This is a genomic window from Halobellus captivus (assembly GCF_007655485.1).
GTDB classification, from domain to species: domain Archaea; phylum Halobacteriota; class Halobacteria; order Halobacteriales; family Haloferacaceae; genus Haloquadratum; species Haloquadratum captivum.
The window spans coordinates 1,073,677-1,089,441 of sequence record NZ_VJXQ01000001.1 but is presented as its reverse complement, the minus strand read 5'-3'; the positions used below and the strand labels follow the sequence as shown (position 1 = coordinate 1,089,441).

Genomic DNA, 15,765 nt, shown 5'->3' with positions numbered 1-15,765 from the left:
CCTCACTCTTCATCCTTAACTAAACACGACCCCGTAGGTTGCACTCAGGTACTTGCCAAGGTACGAGCCCGCGGTTTTCTGAAAGATAATTTCGTCGTCGCCTTCCATATTGACGAGATCGTGCTGTCCGGCTCGTTCTGCGGCTTCGTCACGGGACAGATCGTTATTTCCGTAGCGGTACCAGTCGACCCATCCCTCAGAGGAGTTGAACCGCACGCCGTCGAGATCGTGCTCTTGTCGGTACCAGTTCAGAATCGTGTCTTCCGTGCATTCTTGAACGAACGTCGACGCGCCGAGATCGTCGAGGGACGAACCAACAAAGGGAACGAGATCGAGCACGCCGTTCTCTTCGGGATCATCTGGGTCACCGGCCGGGCGGAGATCGTCGCGGAACACCAGCGGTCGAACGTCGACGATCGAGCCCTGACCGTAGTCTGACCACTTCTGAGACAGCTCTCCTTTGTCGATCAGCCACGGCATTCCGTCCGACTCGCGCCGTGGAGGATTGAAATAGAGGGTATGGAGGTGTGGCAAGCCTCCAGATGCGAATTCGAGGACTTTCACGTAGTCGAGTGTTCGACGAGGGCGGCCGGTCACCTTCCCATCGAGATCGGGACGCCAGCCAGATACACCGGCTTCTCGCGTGTCGACCTTCGTCGACGGATCCGAGGAAAGGTACTGCTGGAGCCGGTGAAAGTTCGGATTGATGTTCTGCGTCGAATCAAGCAGGGAATCGTTTAGCTTCGGATCTGTGGTAAGCGTCGCGAACGCCGCGGTCGCGCCCGGCTCGGCGCGCGCGTCGAGCGCATCTTGTAGGCGAGCGAAAGAGCGGCCGTGACGATCTTCGGAATTGAAGCGGGTTTTGTACTCCTTCGTCATCCGCCGGGTTTCGGTGCCTTTCCGAGAGCGAACGTGTACGTCGAAAGCCAGTCTGTAGTCGTCGATGCGCCGAATGTAACGAAGAAGTCCCTCAGCAGCAGCGGACTTCTGAGCGTCTGAAAGGTGGGATTCGACCGATTCGAGCATTCGACGGACGAAATTACGATCAGAGAGGGTCCCGTCTTCGGGGCTCTCTGTTTCACTAATGCCTGATGAAATCAAGTCAAGAAGCCGCAGTGTCGGGTGGACGGAGGTCGACCCACCAGAGCTTTCGAGACGGACGAATCCGGCGGCTTCAGCCTTTTTCGTGAATCTGTAAGCAAACTGGTATTCTGAATCACTTCCGTCGATCTCTTCCTCAGCCGCTCCTCGTTCGGCAATTCGATCTAGAGCGGCATCGTGGCGCTCCTCAGCGTTGTACCAGTCGAGGTCATCAAAACCAACCTTGTTGCGCCACGGCTCCTTTCCGTAGACCCTGAGGCCGTACAGACCCACGTGGACGAGTTTAGAGCGTAGGATGCCCTCTGGACGTTCGGCGACGAGTTGAAGGAGACGCGCGCGGTCCTGGTCGCGTTCAGTGTACGATCCATCGAGCAATTGACCGCGGCCGAGTAATCCCTCTGCTTCCAACTCTCCGAGTAGGTAGTCCCGTATGGGGGATGTGTTACATCCGTCGGAGATGGAAGCGGAGGTACTCATAGAGAGAAAGGTCTAGAGAGGTAGCAATCGCTCCGAGAGCGGACTGATCGAATCAGTCACTGGATGACCCCACAGGATTAGCAGCGGCAGCACCGCCCCGCTCCGCCTCTCGTTTGCCGCCTCCCGCCGGTCGGCGGCGTGCGCGGCTCCGGGCCCCCATGTGAGGGGGCCGCTCCGCCGCTTGCGGTGGAAGGTCTAACTCACTCTGTAGAGCGTGAACTGCCCACCAGAGATTAGGAAGTAATCGGTCGACAGGTCGGCGGTCGAGTGTTGGTACTGAGTGACAAGATTCACACTCACGGTAGCGAGTGCGCGACTGTGAGAGGTGATTGATACATCCCTCGTGGCAGATGACACAATAGTACTGAATGTACCCTGAGAGCGGAAGATCCTCTGTCACAGGGACCGCCTCCTGCGATCGGTTCGGTGAGACCGTCGAGGAGCTGCATCGGTTGATAGAGGGCGCGACTCCGGATCCCGCGAGAGAGTTCTTCGAAGTGCAAGACTTCGAGCCTCCGTGGAAAGGGACCGTTCCGCCGCTTGCGAGGGAAGATTCAGGTCACGAAGTAACGCCTCAGCAGCCCAGATCAGGCCTGTATGAAGGTTGTCGATCGGATCACCACGGTCAGGAACGGGGACCGAGTGACAGGTTTGGCACTCTCGATACCGCGCGTGTGGCTGTTCTCGGGAGGCAATACAGCCGTCTCTGCAACTCCGGCAACCGTACCGGATGTATCCCGAACTGAGACGCTTGAAATTCACCGGAGCCACCTCCGGCGGACGGTCTCGGTTCGGTGAGAACGTCGAGAGGCTGCATCGTTTGATGAAGCGCGCGACTCCGGACCCCGCGAGGGGGCCCTTCGGCGCGCGCGCAGACTACCCCACTCACTGAATAGGGGTAGGTAGGTAGAGGGGTGGGCAACCCGTGATATACGGGCTGAGGAATTTGGAGCCGGACCAGATGACCAGCCTAACCAGAGGCTCGAACGCAGCCTACCGGCGGATATTCCCTCAGCCGCGGTTTCGAGTTGCCTTTTCGACGGACAGCGGAGACCCGCGGGTGCCGAGCAGTTGACATTCGTTTCAGAAGGGGGGTTTACGGGGGTAGCTGAAACGGAGAATACGCGTGTTAGATGCCGCCTATGCCCTGTTTCCCAAACGGGTAGGAAACGGGGGTTTAGTACATGGGCCCTATGGGGTTCGAACCCATGACCACCCGGTTATGAGCCGAGCGCTCTGACCAGACTGAGCTAAGGGCCCGACAGTCTACGGTTCCGCGGTCTCCCTCTTAGACGTTGTCGTTATCGACGACGACTGCGTCGGCGCAGTCGCTCGGACGGCGCCGTCGCTTCGAACACAGCGTCGAGAGGAAGTGACGCCGTCGCCAGGGCTCGAACCTGGGACCACCTCGTTAACAGCGAGGTGCTCTACCACCTGAGCTACGACGGCTCTCTGTCCGCACACGAAAATACACCGAGGTAGTATGATAGGGCTTTCGTTTTCACCGCACGGACGCGCGGTGTCGGCGCTCCGGCCACACCGCCGCGGAGCGTGAACGAGTGAGCGTTCGCCACGCGGCGACCCGCATCGATACCCTTTCGCCGGGGCCTCCCGAAGCCGTGACAACGATGGCCGACGACGAGCGACGCCAGGTGATCGAGCGGGTCCGCGAGCGCGTCACTCCCGACGCCGACGAACGCGATGCGATGCGCGAGGCGGTGGCCGAACTCACCGCGCGGATCGAGGCCGAGATCGCCGAGCGCGGTCTCGACGCCGACGTCGTTCAGGTCGGATCGACGGCGCGGAGGACGTGGCTCGCTGGCGATCGCGACATCGACCTCTTCGTTCGTTTCCCCGCGGACCTCGATCGCGACACACTGGAGCGCTACGGCCTCGAAATCGGCAACGCGGTGCTCCCCGACGGCCACGAGGAGTACGCCGAACACCCATACGTCACGGGCGAGTTCGAGGGCTTCGACGTCGATCTCGTCCCCTGCTACGACGTCGGCGACGGGTCGTCACTCCAATCGGCGGTCGACCGGACGCCGCACCACAACGCCTACCTGCGCGAACGCGTCGACGACGACCTCGCGGGCGAGATGCGCGTGTTCAAGCAGTTCCTGAAGGGGATCGGCGTTTACGGCAGCAACCTCCGAACGCAGGGGTTCTCGGGCTACCTCTCGGAACTGCTCGTTCTCGAATACGGCGACGTCGCGACGCTGCTTTCGGCCGCGGCCGACTGGCACCCTCCGGTCGTCTTCGACCCCGAAAACCACGGGACGAGATCGCACGACGACCCGCTCGTGATGGTCGATCCCACGGATCCGGCGCGAAACGTCGCGGCGGTCTGCTCCGCGGAGAATCTCGCGCGCCTCCAGCACTACGCCCGTGAGTTCCTCTCGACCCCGCGCGAGGAACTCTTCGAGTCGCAAACGCCCGAGTCGATCGAGCCCGCCGACGTGAGAGCTCATCTCGAACGTCGCGGGACGACGCCCGTCGCGGTCGTCTTCGACGCGCCGGACCTCGTCGACGATCAGCTGTACCCGCAGCTCCGGAAATCGCTGTCGGGCGTCCGCGACGAACTCGATCGGCGCGGGTTCGAGCCGATCCGCGCGATGTACGCCGCCGCTGATTCGACCGACAGCGTCGACCGGGGCGACGGGCGCGCCGTCCTGTTCGTCGAACTGGCTCATCGGACGCTCCCGTCGATCGAGCGCCACGACGGCCCGCCGGTGCACGTCCGTCGACACGCCGAGGGCTTCTACGCGGCGTACGCCGATTCGGCGGCGAATGCTGTCGAGAACGGAGGGGACTCACCGTCGAAGAACCACGACGACGCCTCGACGGAGAATAACGACATACCGCCCAAAAGCTACGGCCCGTTCGTCCACGGCGATCGGTACGTCGTCGAGCGTGACCGACCATTCACCGACGCCGTGGAACTGCTCCGCTCTGCGGAGTTGTTCTCGGTCGGCCTCGGGGCCCGGATCGAAACCGCGCTCGAAGCCGACTACGACGTCCTCGTCGGCGACGAGGTCGCCGCGCTGTGCGAGGAGTTCGGCACCGAGCTAGCGGACTACTTCGATCCGCAACCGTAGTGCGCCGTCTCGGGACGATATCGGCGTCGCGAAGCGAATCTCACTCATCAGTCGTCGAGCCCGTGCGCCTCTCGAACGTCCTCGACGAGCTCTTCGGTCTGCTCGTCCGGCTGTCCGCCGGGCTCCATCGGCGTCCGACCGTCGAACGTCTCGTGGACGGTGGCGACGCCCTCAGAGAGCGTGTCGAGCCCGTATCCGCCTTCGAGCACGAACGCGATGCCCGCGTCGACGTCGCCTGCGATCGACCGTACGCGGTCCGTGAGGAGCGCGTAGCCTTCCGTCGAGACGCGCATCCGCGAGATCGGGTCGTGTCGGTGCGCGTCGAAGCCCGCACTGACGATGAAGAGGTCCGGGTCGAACCGCTCGACGACGGGAGCGAGCGCCTCTTCGACGGCGAACAGGTACTCCTCGTCGCCAGCGCCCGCGGCCAGCGGAATGTTTAGCGTCGTCCCCTCCCCCTCGCCTTCCCCGGTCTCTTCGATCTCGCCGGTGCCGGGGTAGAGTCCGTCCTCGTGGGTCGACGCGTAGAGGACGTCGCCCTGGTCGTAGAAGATGTCCTGCGTGCCGTTACCGTGGTGGACGTCCCAGTCGAAGATGACCGCGCGCTCGACGTCGGCGTCGGGGTCGTCGAGGACCGACTGGGCGGCGACGGCGGCGTTGTTGATGAAACAAAAGCCCATCGCGTCGTCGGCGACGGCGTGGTGTCCCGGCGGACGACCGATCGAAAAGGGCGTCTCGCGGCCGCTCGCACCGGCGGCGGCCTGCTGTGCGGCCCACTGTGCGAGCCCCGCCGAGGCGGTCGCGGCTTCCCACGTCTCCTCGGACGCGACGGTGTCGGGGTCCCAGTTGCCGCCGCCGTCTCGACAGAACGCGCGGACCTCCTCGACGTAGTCGGCGTCGTGGACGGCCGCGACCGCGTCCTCGCCCGCGGGGTCGGCCTCGACGTAGGAGACGCCGTGCCGCTTCGCGAGCGCGCGGCGGATGGCCCGCAGGCGGTCGGCCGTCTCGGGGTGCCGATCGCCGGTGTCGTGTGCGAGGCAGGTCTCGCTGTAGCCGAAGTGCATCTACTCGAAGAGGGAGAAGTACGTCTCGATGTCTTCTGCTTGGACGGTGCGTCGGTCGGCGTGTCGAGCCAGCGTCGCGGCCGCGCTCGCGACGTTGTCGGCGTAGTCCTCGAGGATGTCCGCCAGCGCGATCCGCGCGTCCATCGAGACGCGGTAGCGGTCGTCGATCTCGAGGCGGGCGATGCGGTCGATCGGCGCGATCGGCAGTTCGAGGTCCCGACGGCTCACGACCTGGTGGACGTCGAAGTCCTCGGCCATCAGCGTCTTTCGATTGTCGCGGGCCGCCCGCTCGGCGGCGTCGACGGCGAGCGCCGCCCCGTGCGCTTGAACGCGGCGAGCGAGTTCCTCGGCGGCTCCGGAACTCACCCGGAGGTCGCCAGCTCTCCGTCGAATGATCGCATCCACGGGGGCGAACGGCAACTCGACACTCATTACCACTATATCCTGTTCGACCCGCGTATAATCCTTTCCGTAGCGTCTCTACGCGTTGTTCGCCGCAATCGACAGTGCAGCCGCTCGGCCCCCGTCGCCGCTGCAGTTCTGTGCGCTCTGGGTGCTGTTGTCGTTTTCAGTTGGGCCGCTCGACGTCCTCGGCCGCGATCGTCCCGTCGCTGAGCGTCCCGCTCACGGTCACTTTCTCGCCGAGGCGGAGGGACTCGTCGGTCTTGACGCTCCGGGTCTCGCTGCCGTCGTCGAGCACGACCGGATTCCCCGCCTGAACGACCGTCCCGGTGAACGTCTCGGTTTCGGCGGGACCGTCGGACTCCTCCGGTCGCTCCGCGACGGCGGCCGTCGCTGAGCCGCCGCTGGAGGCCGCGTCGGAAGTCGATGCCGCCGGTGTTCCGGTCTCGGAACCACTGGACTCGAAGGCGCCCAGCCCGGTCGACTGCGCCGCCTCGGTCTCGGTGTCGGCGGCATTTTCGGGCGCGTCGTCCATCACGCTCACCGTCGACTGCCATCCCGCGGAGGCTTCGAGGTCGTCCTGCCACCCGTCCTGGACTTCGACGTCGGTGAAGACGACGTAGTCCGCGAGATCGATGTCGAGGTCGGCCTTCTCGCCCCACAGCGCCACGCGGATGTCGCCCGTCTCGTCTTTCACGCGCACGTTTCGCACTTGCCCCTCGGAGCCGTCGTCGCGGTCGAACGTCCGCACGGTGTCGGTGCTGAGCACCCGGCCCTTCAGATTCACGTCGGAGAGGCCGAGTGCGAGATCCTCTACACGATAGGAATCGTGGGTCTGCACGTCGACCTCGGCGTCCGGCGCGGGCTCGACCTTGTCGACGTCGACTTCGATCCCGTTGTAGCCGTCTTTCGGCCGTCCGGCCACGCGGAGCACCTGTCCCGTTTCGAGTCGCTCGACGGCGTCCTCGGCCATCCCGTCCCACATCGTGATCCGGATTCGCCCGGACTCGTCGGCGACGTCGACGTTGATGACCTTCCCGTCCTCGTCTTCGCCGTCGCGTTCGAAAGTTCGGAGGTCGCCGATCTTCATCACTTTCGCGAGGAACTTCACGTCGTTCATCCCGGGTGCGACGTCGGCGATGCCCTCGACCTCCTCGTCGCGGAGCTCGTGGGCGATGAGCATCGCCGCGGTCTCCTCGTCGGCGAGGCCGCCCATCTGCTCGACCTTGTCCTCGACGGCGGCCTCGAACTCCTCGAAGTCGACGTCGGTGTCGAGATCCTCGTACACGTCTTCTATCGCGCCCATCTACGCGGTACCTCCTCGGTGACGACCCGCAGGGTCGAGCGCGAAACCCGCGGTTCGAGCGGCTCCGGCCACAGACATATCCACAGCCAAGGCAGGACGCCGCTTAAGCGTTGTCTTGTCGGTGACTTCGATTCGACTCTCGCGGGACGTTTCCGCGCCCGATTCGGGGGCGTCGGGACGCCTCGGTGTGTCGGCTCCGCCGTCGATTCGTGGCACGCGAGGTGTGGTGTCGGCCTCGTATAAGAACGTTCGTCGTCACTTCGTTACGTCGGCGACCGTCCGACGACCGTCGACGTCGTCGTGAACGACTCGAACGCTCGTGACGGCGGTTCCGTCGGTTTCGACCGCGACCTCGTAACCGAGGTTCACGAGCGCTTCTGTGCAGGCTTCGTCCTCCGCCCGCTCCTCGACCGCGGCGACGACGACGGTCACCTCACCCGTTTCCGCCTCGTAGTCGGTTTCCTGCAACCGCACGACGTTGCAGCCGTTGTTGCCGACGACGCAGCCGACGACGGAAATAGAGCCGTTGCCGAAGCTCACGGTCCCGTTTCCCGGGTCCGGGCACTCCTCGCGCGGCGTGAGACTCGCGGAGATTCGACCGGGCGTCACCGTCTGATCGTCTCCCGGGGTCTCTGTCTCGCCCGGGGTCTCTGTGTCTTCCGGTGCGTCGGGATCATCTGTACCGTCTGGTTCGCCGGGTCCGGAGCTTCCGGTACAACCGGAGAGTGCAGTGGGGAGGGCGATCGCGAGACCGGACAGGACGGTTCGTCGCTGCATACCTCGGGGTACGCCGGACGCCTCAAAAGAGCTAGCGAAGGATCAAACGCCTCCTTGTCTCTCGGAGCGTCGGTGCCTGAACATCCGGTCGGGGACTGTCGCGAGAGGTGCTAATCGACGATGCGCCGTGATCGGCGCGTGGCGCGGCGACCAGTCGCGTATCGTCCGCGCGGCGATCAGTCGCCGCCGGGGACGACCTTCTCGAGTCGGTTTCTGCTCTGCGCCCAGACGCCGTCGTCGAGGTCGATCGCGTCGTTCCACTTGCCGACGACGGTCGAGACTGCGAGGTCGCCCGTGACGTTGTTCATCGTTGCGATGCGGCCCAGAATCGGGTCGACACCGGCCACGAAGCCGACGACCTCCAGCGGGAGACCGACCTGCGTCAGGATGACCGTGAGCATCACGATGCCCGCGCCGGGAACGCCAGCAGTGCCGATGCTGATGAGGACGGCGACGAGGAGGACGAACACCTGCTCGGTGAGCACGAGCGGCTGGCCGACGACGTTCGCGGCGAACATCACCGTGATCGCCTGCCGGATCGCCGCGCCGTCCATGTTCGCCGTCGCGCCGACCGGGAGCGCGAAGGAGTAGACGTGCTCTTTGATCCGGAGATCCTCGTCGGCGTTCCGCATCGTCACCGGCAGCGTGCCGCTGGAGGAGCGCGTCGCGAACGCGGTCAGCATCGCGTCCTTCGCGCCCGCGAGGAACGCGATCGGCGAGACGCCCGCGACGACGCCCATCAGGAGGAACAGATAGGTCACGGAGATGTGGATGACGACCGCGGCCGCGACCGCCAACACGAGCGCGCCGAGAGAGGTGAACACGCCGATTCCCTCGGTCCCGATTCCGGACGCCATCAGCGCGAAGACGCCGATCACGCCGTATTCGAGTACGCCCCGGACGACGACGAACATCGCCTCCGCGCCGACCTCGAACGCCTCGAACACGGAATCGACGCTGTCTGCGAGCGCCTCCTTCTGCGCGCGGACGTAGGTGAGCGCGATCCCGAAGACGATCACGAAGAACACGGTCGCCAGCAGGTTCCCGTCGGCCATCGCCGACACGGGGTTGCTCGGGACGATGCCGAGCACGACCTCCGTTAACGTCGGCGGAGACTGCGACTGGGCCTCGCCGCCGATCAGTTCGACGCCGCGTCCCGGCTGGAGGACGTTCGCGACGGCGAGCCCGATGATGCCCGCGATCGTGGTCGTAACGGCGTACAACAGGACGGTCGCCCCGCCGATTCGCCCGAGCCGGGCGGGCGACAGCCGTCGAATCCCGGTGAGCAACGTGAAGACGATGATCGGGATGACGAGCATATTGAGCAGGCGGAGGAACAGATCGCCCAGCGGTGCGACGACGGCCATCTGCTCCCCGAAGGCGATTCCGGCGGCGGATCCGAGGACGAACGCGACGAAGATCCGATAGATGAGCGGTACGGACCTGTACCGTCCCCAGAGCGTACTAACGGGATGTGCCATACGTGAGCGAAATAGACCGACGCCTAAAGTATCACCCGTTATGACAGCATCTGTAACCTACGCTGACGCGGTAAACCCACTGAACGTTCGACGCCACCCGCTTTTTCTTCGGTGATGGCTGTCGCTGTAATCTCTCCCAAAATGGGTACGTTGTTCTCAGCGGATTCGCTGCCCGTCTGTGTGGAAACCGGATCTCCGTCGTAGCGGGCGTTATTGCCGGGTCCCGCGCTCGACGCGTTCCGGTCTGCGGGCGACGACTGTTCGTCTATGCCCGTCTGAGCCCAGTGTCCGCCGTGTGCACTGGTGTCGAGGGCTCGCCGCATCGTAACCCTCATAAGTCAACCCGCAGTACGGAGAGATGAGTCCTGGTAGGGTAGTGGACTATCCTCTTGGCTTGCGGAGCCAGGGACCGGAGTTCAAATCTCCGTCAGGACGTTTCTCTGCAGCACAACACGACGAGCGGTGCGAGGAGTCTGTGCTGCAGGAAACGGACGCCGCGGAGATTTGAGCAGCGAGCAAATCTTCGATTTGCGAGTGAGTTCAAATCTCCGTCAGGACGCTCACTTCGTCACCGGCGGCGACGCCGCCGGTTTCCAGCGAGAGCGGAGCTCTCGCCCCGTTCGCGACCTGACTTGCTCCACGCTCGCGTTCGCTCGCGTGGAACTCCGTCAGGACGTTTCTATATCCAACACGACGAGCGGAGCGAGTCCTCGTCGATTCCGCGACACGCTCCGCGCACCAGATCGGTTGACGCCGACTCGATCATCGGAGCGTGTCGCTAGGTATTTCAGATAACTGGGACTCTCTACGACCACGAGCGAGTTATGTCGGATCCCACTACGCCGCAACCGAGAGCAGGTCACGGTGGCCCCGAATCGGTCGCAAGACTTCGGTCGCGACTGCTGTGATTCATACGTACCTGACCCAACTGCACACAACAACTCCCTTTGATGATCACACGAGACGTCTCGCGCTTGCTCCCCGGTATCGCCGTTATCCTCCTCGGAGGCGGCATCGCCCACCTCCTTTCGACGAGCGTGCTCGGCGTCAACAGGCTGATTCTGGCAGTCGCGGTGGGTGTCGTCCTCGCCAACGTCGTCGGCGTACCCGAGTGGGCAGCGCCCGGTGTCGCGACGCACAACCGCTGGTTGGAAGTCGGCATCGTGTTGATGGGCGCTCGTGTCGCCGTCAATCAGCTGCTCGCGGTCGGCCCGATGCTCCTGGTGCTGATCGTCGGATTTCTCGGATTCAGTCTCCTGGCCGTGGAGTTCGTCGCTCGCGGGGTGTTTGACGTTCCGGATCGACTGGGATCGTTGTTGGCCGCTGGCTACGCCGTCTGTGGCGTTTCGGCAGTCGTCGCCGTTTCGAGCGGCGTCCGTGCGCGGAGCGACGAGATCGCCTACGCGGTGGCGACGATCCTCCTCTTCGATGCGGCGACGCTGGCGGTCTATCCGGTGATCGGTCGTCTGCTCGACCTCCCGGATATCGTCTTCGGCGTCTGGTCCGGAATCAGTATGATCAGTACGGGCCCGGTCGTCGCCGCCGGATTCGCCTACTCGGAGCAGGCGGGCCAGTGGGCTACGGTCACGAAACTCGGCCGGAACGTGTTTATCGGCGTCGTTGCGGTCCTGTACGCGTTCTATTACGCTCGGCGGGAAAGCGATGGGGATTCGAGTACGAGAGCCGAGTTGCGGCACCTCTGGGAGCAGTTCCCCGCGTTCGTCCTCGGGTTCGTTCTCGTCGCCGGGGCCGCCAGCCTCGGAGTGTTCTCACCGACGGACGTCGCGCTGCTCGAACGGGGATACCAGTGGCTGTTTCTCGTCGCGTTCGTCGGCTTGGGAACGAGCATCGAGATCGAGAGTATGCGAAACACCGGGATCGAACCGCTACTGGTCGTTCTGACCGCGCTCCTCACGGTGAGTGTGCTGTCGCTCCTCTCGTCGATGCTCGTGTTCGGCTAACGCGTGGTCGGCTTCTTTCCGGCAAACGCGTCGTCGGCTGTTTTTCCGGTCGGTGTGCCCCCGTCTCCGTTTCGGCCGCGTCACTCCTCGTCGTACCGCGACGGCGCGTCTGCGTCTCCCTCGTCGAGTCGTCGAACGGAGGGGATTGCGCCGCGGCGGAGCCGCCGGGGCTCCGACTCGGTGCTCGGTTCCGGCGTCTCCTCGGCCGTCCACGATTCGTGACACGACGGGCAGTAGTTGCCGTCGTAGCCGTTCGGACGGACGAACTCGGTCCCGCAGTCGAGACAGGTCACGTGCGTTCGGGTCATCGGATCCGAGCGGAGAGTGCAGGGATAGCGTTCATCGGGCGTTCACTCGATTGAACGCACCCCAGGCGGATAAGTTCGTCACCGATGGAGGTGGCACGCTCACCACTGGCGGGAGTGTTGTACGCTCACCACTGAGGGTGTCGTACGTACTGGGAGCGTCGGCTATTTACTCGTGCATCGACAAGTTCGACCGTGCAGCACGCGCTCCGGACCGGTGTCGCGATGTTCAACGCGGGCGATCACCACGCCGCCCACGACGCCTGGGAGGAGCCGTGGCTCGCGCTCGACGACGGCACGTCCGACGAACGACTCCTTCACGGGCTCATCCAGTACGCCGCGGCGGTGCACCACGCCCGAACCCGGAACTGGAGCGGGGCACGCGGGCTCGCCGGGAGCGCCGAGAGGTATTTGGCCGACGTCGACGACAGGAGCGTGAACGTTGACGACGTGCGGGCGTACCTCCGCCGACTCGCCGCCGACCCCGAACTCGCTGAGCGTCGTCGTCCGCCCGCGCTGCGGTACGCGGGAGACGCGCTGAAGCCCGCGGACCTGTCGTTCGAGGAGGTCGCGAGCGCGGTGACCGTCCTCGCTGCCGAGTACGCGGCGTTCGACGAGGTGATCGTCGACGACGCCGTTCGGTACGCTCGCGAGGAGTTGGACGGCGCTCCGTCGGCGTCTGTCCCGTCTGATCGCAGCCGCGGGTTCGTCGGGATGCTGTTCGACTTCGCCGGCGACCGGGAGCGTCGATCGCTCGTGTACGACAGATTGCGGGGGCACGTCGAACGTCGAAGGGGCAAAGAATCGGACGTCTCGGACCTGTTCGACTGAGTAATCGAACGAACCACTCGCCCGAATTGCGCGAGTGAACCCCGGTTTCGCCCGCCTTCGAATCCGCCTCAGTCGATGCCGTCGACCCGCGCGTCGCCGTCCCACTCCGCGGAGTTGTCCCTTGGCTCGTAGCCGAGCACCTCGCGGGCGCGGTCGATCGAGTAGTACTTTCGATCGTTGTCGGAGATGCCGTAAACGATCTCGTACCCGTAATCGGCCAGCACGCAGCGCTCGAACAGGTGCGCGCAGTCGCGGTAGGAGAGCCACATCGCCTGCCCGCGCTCGTAGTCGATCGGCGGATGCCCCTCGGTGAGGTTGCCGATTCTGACATTCACGACCGAGAGGTCGTGGTGGTCGTGGTAGTACCGGCCCAGCACTTCGCCGGTCGCCTTGCTCACGCCGTAGAGGTTGCTCGGACGCGGTAGCTCCGTCCCGTCGAGCCGAAACTCGTCGTGGGGACGGTACATCTCCGGCGTTCGCGCGTCGGTCTCGTACGCGCCGACCGCGTGGTTCGAGGAGGCGAACACGAACTTCCCGACGCCGGTTTCGACGGCCGCCTCGTACATCGTCTGCGTCCCGTCGATGTTGTTCTGCAGGACGCTGTCCCACGGCGCTTCGGGGCGCGGATCGCCCGCCAGGTGGATCACCGCGGCGCAGCCGTCGAGCGCCTCGCGGACCGCGTCGTCGTCGGTCACGTCCGCGATAACGACGTCATCGTCGTCGACGCCGGTCGGGATCTTCGCGGCTGGTAGCGGCTCCCGGTCGAGTAACCGCCACTCGAACGTCTCGCCGAGGTGGCGCAGGATCGCCTGCCCGACGCGTCCGCCCGCCCCTGTCAGGAGAACCGGCTCGTCCATTCATCCTGCCATCCGTGAAGCGACGCCAAGAAACGTCCGATTTGCACCGGTGATGGCAGAGTGACAGGTATTCGATCTCCGTCGCGATGGCCGCGGTCACCCCACGACGACACGCCCTTTGCCCGGGGGGTCGTGGATCGAGTATGCCGACTGACGCGGAACGGGCCTGCTTCGAGGCCGGAATCAAGTTCGGATCGCTCTATCACCAGTTCGCGGGGACGCCCGTGAGCCCCGACAGCGCCGCCAGCCTCGGTCGAGCGATGGAGGAAGCGATCGAGAATCAGCCGTACTGCGTCGACGTCGCCGTCGACGTCAGGACCGACCGAATCGCCGACGAACTGGCGTCTCAATCGGCCGAATACACCGAACTCACCGGCCGATTTCTCGACGTCGAGATGCTGATCGAATACGAGGGCGTGACGGTTCGAACGCGGATGGAGATGGCGGGCGACTACCCGCTTATGAAACTCGTCGCCGTCGAGGAGTGATACGGTAGCGCGGAACGTCGAACGCGGGCCAGCCGGGCCGAAGCAGCGAATTTCACTTTCACTTTCGGGCGTGTTTTTAACCTCTCCGGCGTCGAATCGGCTGGTATGAGTAGCCAGAGCACACTCGCGGATGACGACCTGTTCGGAGAGGCTGCTGCGGAGATGCGCGAGGAGGTCGAGAGCCACCTCGCCGACGCGCGGGCCGCGTTACCCGCGTCAGACGACGTGTGGGACGCGGAGGCGGACAACGTCCTGGGCGTCCTGAACGCGCTCAAATCGGCGCTTAACGTCGGTGACGCCGAGGAGCACCTCCGACAGGCGAAGAAGACGTTCATCGTCGGCCAACGGGCGGACGCCTTCGACGACCCCGATTCGCTAGAGGCGGACGTCGAGGCCGTCGAGGAGCTGCTCGCGTCGATCGAGGACGCCGAGGAACTCGTCGGCGACCTCACGGGAACGATGCCGCAGCTACGGAGCCAGCTTCAGGAGGCGGCCGACGCCGACGGCGGTGGCGACGGCGACGAGTCCTCGGAGGAGGACGCCGATGCAGAGGCCGGGAGCGACGACGGAGACGACGATTCGTCGGACGACACGTAGTCGACCCAACAGCTTTGCGGCCGCAGAACCGTCCGACGGAACGGCTTTTAAATAGTCGACGGACATACCATCGACGCGATGAGCATCTTCGATACGATCCTGTCGTCGCTACGTTCGCTCGTCGGCGGCGGACGCACCGACGAGTCGGCCTCGGCGTCGACGGAATCGACGACGGCGGATTCAACGACAGCATCGGACCCGGCGGACGCGCCGTCAACATCGGACGGTACCGTATCTGTCGAGCGAGAAACGCGCGACGACCGCGACGCGGTGGACGCGTCGACCGAAGCGGCGGTCAAGGGGACGGAGTCGGCCGACGAGGGAGCCGAAGACGAGGATGCGGACACCGCTGATTCGTCGGAGGACGCCGCCGCCGCCGGGACTGACGCCGCGGCGTCGACCGAAACCCTGGTTGACGAAGCGGAGGGCAAAGAACCGGCCGAAGTCGTCGAGACGTCCGGTGAGGGTGAGGAAGTGGCCGACCCCGACCCGGACGCTGCCGAGACGCCCGAGGACGCGGCGGCCGCCGAAACCGACGCCGCGGCGTCGACGGGGACTCTCGTCGACGAGGAGACCGGGAAGGAACCGGCGGAAGCCGTCACCTCGACGGAGGCGCCGGAGGACGACGCTGCCTCCGATAGCGAGGGCTCGGCTGCGGACGCCGAGGAAGACAGCGGCGAGGTCGAAGAAGCGGACGCAGAATCCGAGGAAGAGAGCGACGAGGTCGAAGAAGCGGACGCAGAATCCGAGGAAGAGAGCGACGAGACAGAAGAAGCGGAGGTCGACGAGGCAGGAGAGACGGATTCTGACGGTGACTCCCCATCGGTGGAGACGCTGAAGGGAATCGGTCCGGCGTACGCCGAACGGCTCGAAGGCGTCGGGGTCGAGTCCGTTGCCGACCTCGCGGCGGCCGACGCCGAGGAGGTCGCCGCGGAGATCGAGGTCTCCGAGAAGCGGGTCGCCGCGTGGATCGACCGTGCACGCGAGGAATAGCCCTCGGCGCGCGAACTTGGGCGAGGC

General features: G+C 64.9%; 14 protein-coding genes and 3 tRNA genes. 7 read left to right on the top strand and 10 right to left on the bottom strand.

Annotation, left to right across the window (positions count from 1 at the left end):
• Window positions 1–15: 15 nt before the first annotated feature.
• The 3 genes from FJT57_RS05360 to FJT57_RS05350 form a co-directional block, all read right to left on the bottom strand.
• A complete protein-coding gene (locus tag FJT57_RS05360) occupies window positions 16–1,374 on the bottom strand; it encodes a hypothetical protein (protein ID WP_144902442.1) in 1,359 nt (452 codons plus the stop codon).
• Window positions 1,375–2,763: 1,389 nt separating this feature from the next.
• A tRNA-Ile gene (locus FJT57_RS05355) sits at window positions 2,764–2,838 on the bottom strand.
• A 116-nt stretch (window positions 2,839–2,954) separates the two neighbouring features.
• A tRNA-Asn gene (locus FJT57_RS05350) sits at window positions 2,955–3,027 on the bottom strand.
• A gap of 179 nt (window positions 3,028–3,206) precedes the next feature.
• Here FJT57_RS05350 and cca point away from each other — a divergent pair.
• The gene (gene cca / locus FJT57_RS05345) at window positions 3,207–4,676 is read left to right on the top strand and encodes a CCA tRNA nucleotidyltransferase (protein WP_144902619.1); all 1,470 of its coding nucleotides are present in this window, start codon (window positions 3,207–3,209) and stop codon (window positions 4,674–4,676) included.
• A 47-nt stretch (window positions 4,677–4,723) separates the two neighbouring features.
• Here the strand turns inward: cca and FJT57_RS05340 are convergent, their stop codons facing one another.
• From FJT57_RS05340 to FJT57_RS05320, 5 genes are all read right to left on the bottom strand, one after another.
• Entirely contained in the window at window positions 4,724–5,740 is a 1,017-nt protein-coding gene (locus FJT57_RS05340; RefSeq protein WP_144902439.1) for a histone deacetylase family protein, read from the bottom strand.
• Entirely contained in the window at window positions 5,741–6,172 is a 432-nt protein-coding gene (locus FJT57_RS05335) for a histone family protein (protein ID WP_144902436.1), read from the bottom strand. It lies immediately after the preceding gene.
• A gap of 136 nt (window positions 6,173–6,308) precedes the next feature.
• Window positions 6,309–7,448, bottom strand: a complete 1,140-nt coding sequence (locus tag FJT57_RS05330; protein WP_144902434.1) for an OB-fold nucleic acid binding domain-containing protein — start codon at window positions 7,446–7,448, stop codon at window positions 6,309–6,311.
• A 255-nt stretch (window positions 7,449–7,703) separates the two neighbouring features.
• The gene (locus FJT57_RS05325) at window positions 7,704–8,225 is read right to left on the bottom strand and encodes a hypothetical protein (RefSeq protein WP_144902431.1); all 522 of its coding nucleotides are present in this window, start codon (window positions 8,223–8,225) and stop codon (window positions 7,704–7,706) included.
• Window positions 8,226–8,401: 176 nt separating this feature from the next.
• Window positions 8,402–9,706 (bottom strand): dicarboxylate/amino acid:cation symporter, encoded by a 1,305-nt coding sequence (locus FJT57_RS05320; RefSeq protein WP_144902428.1) that lies wholly within the window; start codon window positions 9,704–9,706, stop codon window positions 8,402–8,404.
• 362 nt (window positions 9,707–10,068) lie between these two features.
• Between FJT57_RS05320 and FJT57_RS05315 the strand changes: the two genes are divergently transcribed.
• A tRNA-Arg gene (locus FJT57_RS05315) sits at window positions 10,069–10,141 on the top strand.
• 515 nt (window positions 10,142–10,656) lie between these two features.
• The gene (locus FJT57_RS05310) at window positions 10,657–11,667 is read left to right on the top strand and encodes a YeiH family protein (RefSeq protein WP_144902425.1); all 1,011 of its coding nucleotides are present in this window, start codon (window positions 10,657–10,659) and stop codon (window positions 11,665–11,667) included.
• 80 nt (window positions 11,668–11,747) lie between these two features.
• Here FJT57_RS05310 and FJT57_RS05305 read toward each other — a convergent pair whose 3' ends face one another.
• Complete coding sequence (locus FJT57_RS05305; RefSeq protein ID WP_144902422.1) at window positions 11,748–11,975, bottom strand: DUF7564 family protein; 228 nt, start codon at window positions 11,973–11,975, stop codon at window positions 11,748–11,750.
• Between the two features lie 192 nt (window positions 11,976–12,167).
• Between FJT57_RS05305 and FJT57_RS05300 the strand changes: the two genes are divergently transcribed.
• On the top strand, window positions 12,168–12,803 hold the full coding sequence (locus FJT57_RS05300) for a DUF309 domain-containing protein (RefSeq protein ID WP_144902419.1): 636 nt from the start codon (window positions 12,168–12,170) through the stop codon (window positions 12,801–12,803).
• Between the two features lie 68 nt (window positions 12,804–12,871).
• Here FJT57_RS05300 and azf read toward each other — a convergent pair whose 3' ends face one another.
• The gene (gene azf, locus FJT57_RS05295) at window positions 12,872–13,660 is read right to left on the bottom strand and encodes an NAD-dependent glucose-6-phosphate dehydrogenase Azf (protein WP_144902416.1); all 789 of its coding nucleotides are present in this window, start codon (window positions 13,658–13,660) and stop codon (window positions 12,872–12,874) included.
• A 143-nt stretch (window positions 13,661–13,803) separates the two neighbouring features.
• On the opposite strand from azf, the gene FJT57_RS05290 reads away from it, so the two are divergent.
• The 3 genes from FJT57_RS05290 to FJT57_RS05280 all read left to right on the top strand — a co-directional run bounded on the left by FJT57_RS05290 (window position 13,804) and on the right by FJT57_RS05280 (window position 15,738).
• On the top strand, window positions 13,804–14,148 hold the full coding sequence (locus tag FJT57_RS05290; protein WP_144902413.1) for a dihydroneopterin aldolase family protein: 345 nt from the start codon (window positions 13,804–13,806) through the stop codon (window positions 14,146–14,148).
• Window positions 14,149–14,253: 105 nt separating this feature from the next.
• The gene (locus FJT57_RS05285; protein ID WP_144902411.1) at window positions 14,254–14,745 is read left to right on the top strand and encodes a DUF5790 family protein; all 492 of its coding nucleotides are present in this window, start codon (window positions 14,254–14,256) and stop codon (window positions 14,743–14,745) included.
• A gap of 78 nt (window positions 14,746–14,823) precedes the next feature.
• On the top strand, window positions 14,824–15,738 hold the full coding sequence (locus FJT57_RS05280; RefSeq protein ID WP_144902408.1) for a helix-hairpin-helix domain-containing protein: 915 nt from the start codon (window positions 14,824–14,826) through the stop codon (window positions 15,736–15,738).
• The last annotated feature ends 27 nt before the right edge of the window (window positions 15,739–15,765 follow it).